The 3,283-nt window shown below is 44.5% G+C and carries 3 protein-coding genes and 1 pseudogene; 1 reads left to right on the top strand and 3 read right to left on the bottom strand.

Going from position 1 to position 3,283, the window contains the following annotated elements; all coding sequences use genetic code 11:
• A pseudogene (locus tag IM319_RS15780) lies at positions 1-456 on the bottom strand (RNA-guided endonuclease InsQ/TnpB family protein); the annotation flags it as partial.
• Between the two features lie 148 nt (positions 457-604).
• Here IM319_RS15780 and IM319_RS15775 point away from each other — a divergent pair.
• On the top strand, positions 605-1,852 hold the full coding sequence (locus IM319_RS15775) for a glutamate-5-semialdehyde dehydrogenase (protein WP_287736217.1): 1,248 nt from the start codon (positions 605-607) through the stop codon (positions 1,850-1,852).
• A 184-nt stretch (positions 1,853-2,036) separates the two neighbouring features.
• Here IM319_RS15775 and IM319_RS15770 read toward each other — a convergent pair whose 3' ends face one another.
• The gene (locus IM319_RS15770) at positions 2,037-2,843 is read right to left on the bottom strand and encodes an MlaE family lipid ABC transporter permease subunit (protein ID WP_287736216.1); all 807 of its coding nucleotides are present in this window, start codon (positions 2,841-2,843) and stop codon (positions 2,037-2,039) included.
• Positions 2,844-2,960: 117 nt separating this feature from the next.
• A partial coding sequence (locus IM319_RS15765; RefSeq protein WP_287736214.1) for a zinc ribbon domain-containing protein occupies positions 2,961-3,283 on the bottom strand: 323 nt, incomplete at its 5' end.

Here is a 3,283-nt window from a genome sequence, read left to right as displayed (position 1 = left end):
TCTCGAACATTTAACGGCATTTTCTCAGCAATATACCCGCAATTACTACACCTTTTAGAGCTAGGAAACCATCTATCTATTTCGAGGTAATTTCTCCCATACCAACGGCATTTATAGGCTAATTGTCTGGTAATTTCTCCCCAACTAACGTCAGATATTGCCTGAGATAATTTCGGGTTTTTGACCAGATTCTTGACGGCTAAATTCTCAACCACAATCGTTTGGTTTTCACGAACTAATTGAAGTGAAAGCTGTTTGTAAATGTCTTAACCCTTGTTGTAAAGGTACACAGCTTACTTCATTGAGAAAGTCTAATTCTTCTTGTTTTTTCCAATCAGTTAGCATTGAAGAAGTTTCAGCATATCCTATTCTTTCTTGTCTTTCGTACCATGCTTTTGTTCTGAGATGGAGAGCCTTATTGTAAACTAATCTTACACAGCCCAAAGTGCGCCGCAATAGCGACTCTTGTTCGGGTGTGGGGTAAAATCATCGGTAAGAATAGGCTTTTTCCATGTCCCACATTTTAGCATATATCGTGTAAATGCGCTAGTATTTAACGGTAAAGCCGTCGTAGAACGACGGGGTTTCAGACCCAAAATTTTCGATGATCGAAAGTTCCCCCAAAACCCCCCCGACGATCTTTAAGCAAGCATACAATGCTTTTCTGGATCTGGGTCAATTCAATGGCAACGAAAGAAATCGCGGGGTAATCGCGATCGCTAATGGCATTAAAACTGGCTTTGATCGCATTTTAGAAGCCAATACCCTCGATTTAGAGGTCAGTCGAGAGATGGCCGTCTCAGAACAAATGATTCGCTGGTTACGGTTAACTCCCGAACGTTTAGAGACGACGGTGGAGGTATTGCAACAACTAGCGGAAGCATCGGATCCGCTGCAACAGGTAATTAACGCGGCCTATCAACTTAATCCGTCCCAAACCTATTGCCAAAGGATGCCTTTAGGAGTGATTGCCTTAGTCTATGAAGGTTTTCCCGAATTAGCGATGGTAGCGGCGGGATTTTCCCTAAAAAGTGGCAATAGTTTGATTATTCGCGGTTCCAATGCCTCTAGTCATTCCGATGGAGTGATTACGGAAATTATCCAAGAAGCATTGGAAGATGTGGGTTTACCGGTGGATTGTGTGAGTGGTTTACCCTGTGATTCTAGTCCCTCCCTAGAGGAGTTGCTGACCCAGGAAAATTATGTTAATTTAATTATTCCCTACGGTCGCCCTAGTTTAATCGGTCGGGTGAGTCAATTGGCCACGGTTCCCGTTTTGCGTGCGGCCATGGGAAACTGTTATTTGTATTGGTCTCCTAGTGGCGATTTGGAGTTAGCTCGTCAGGTAATTATCGATAGTCATGGCAGCATACCCGATCCGGTTAATGCGATCGAAAAAGTTTTAATTAGTCCCCATCAGAATTCTTCGACTTTAAGTCGTTTGTTTAAAAGTTTGCAGGAAAAAGGCTTTAAATTGCGGGGAGATACCCGATTAGCGGCGGATTTTCCGGAACATTTAACCATTGCTACCGATAATGATTGGCAAAGACCCTATTTAGAAAAAACCCTGGCCTTTAGGTTAGTGGATACCCTAACTGATGCGATCGCTTGGATTAATAAGTATAGTAGCGGTCATGCCGATTGTATTGTCACCGAATCCTATCGAGAAAGTCGTCAATTCGCCATGGAGTCCGATAGTGCTTTAGTTTATATCAATTCTTCACCCCGATTCGATCGCAATCCCAAACAGGGAGAATCGGTATTTTTGGGCATTTCCAACCAAAAAGGCCAGCGCCGGGGGTTAATCAACCTAGAAACCTTTACCACCCTTAAACAGGTGGTGCAGGGGTAGTTTTGGTGAACTGGGTATTGTTAAGTTAGCTAAAAAAGCAGATAACCCGGACTGTTCTGAGTGCCGCAGTTCCGGCGTCCCCTTATCGACCTAGACTAATTTAGGGTCTGCTGAAAAAGTTTTTCCTAGGGGTAGGGTGTGGGGTGTAGGGTGTAGGGTGTAGAATGAGCGTTTTTAACTGAAATTACTGTCCAAATAAAACCGAACTATTGCCAGATCCTTGGAAAAAGATCCAAGTCATCAGCAGATTAGATACAAAAATCGCTAAGAGCATAGTGACTACGGCTGCGGTAGTAGCTTGGCCGACTCCTTTAGCACCGCCATCGGTCGTTAAACCCCAATTACAGCCGATAATCGCGATTAAAGCCCCAAAAACCACCCCTTTAACCGGTCCACTCAGTACATCTCCCACACCCAGGAAACCGTGAACCGAGTCGAGAAAAACTGAATTAGCAATCCCGTATAAACTTTGGCCGACCAGCAAACCGCTACCTAAACCGATCAGCAACGCCATAATACTCAAAGCGGGAACCATAAGACAACAGGCAATTAAACGGGGCAGCACCAGATATTCCACGGGATCGGTTTTGAGCATATAGAGTGCGTCGATCTGCTCTGTCACCTTCATGGTACCGATTTCCGCCGCAAAAGCCGATCCTACCCGACCGGCTACCACGATCGCCATCATAATCGGACAGAGTTCCCGACCGAGAGCAAGGGCCAAAATTCCCCCCACCATACTGCTGGCCCCCAAAGCTTGGAACTCCCGCGCCACCTGGATCGTAAAGATCATCCCGATCACCGCGGCCGTGATCATGGCGATAATCAGCGAGGCGGGCCCGGCTGCTACCATTTGTTCTTGGGTGACGCGCCAATCGGGTTGGCGCGTGAATAGGAAGTAAAAAACCCTGCCGGTTAATAGTACCGCTAACCAACAGCGCCGAAACCAAGAGCTTAATTCCTTGCTAAAAATCGCTAATAAATCCTTCATGGTCCCCAAAATCGATCGGACTAGAGAAAAGTCTATCCTGTTTTGTCTTCTAATAGTTAGTAAAAGTATAGTCAAATATAAACAGACTGAATTCCATTTCAGAAATTCCCTTCACTTTTACTTCGAGAGATTAATTCTCCTTGGGTGAACTACGCACCTCTCTATCCCATAGCGGTTAAACGCATTTGGGAATGCTTTTCGTAAAATATTGTAGGAACCTATGACATCAGATTGGCAAAGAAATCCTCTATCTGTACGATATAAACCTCGCGAAATTCGGTTTCCTGAAAACACTGGCCTTTCAGTTATCTGTCCATAAACGGGGAGAGGATCGTCATTCAAAAAATTAGAAGCTGAGGTATAGGATTCTTCTTGAAGAATCACAGAGATTCCTTCTAATTGACATTTATAACTAATCATCTCAATTAATCGAGCATGAG

Origin of the sequence: Microcystis sp. M113S1 (assembly GCF_020246945.1) — a bacterium.
In the GTDB taxonomy this organism is placed as follows: domain Bacteria; phylum Cyanobacteriota; class Cyanobacteriia; order Cyanobacteriales; family Microcystaceae; genus Microcystis.
The sequence above is the reverse complement of the archived record's forward strand: the minus strand, read 5'-3'. Positions and strand labels throughout refer to the sequence as shown.

Bases quoted from the DNA above. Each gene is read 5' to 3' on its own strand.
- IM319_RS15775 (WP_287736217.1), top strand. From the start codon at position 605: ATGATCGAAAGTTCCCCCAAAACCCCCCCGACGATCTTTAAGCAAGCA.
- IM319_RS15770 (WP_287736216.1), bottom strand. From the start codon at position 2,843: ATGAAGGATTTATTAGCGATTTTTAGCAAGGAATTAAGCTCTTGGTTT.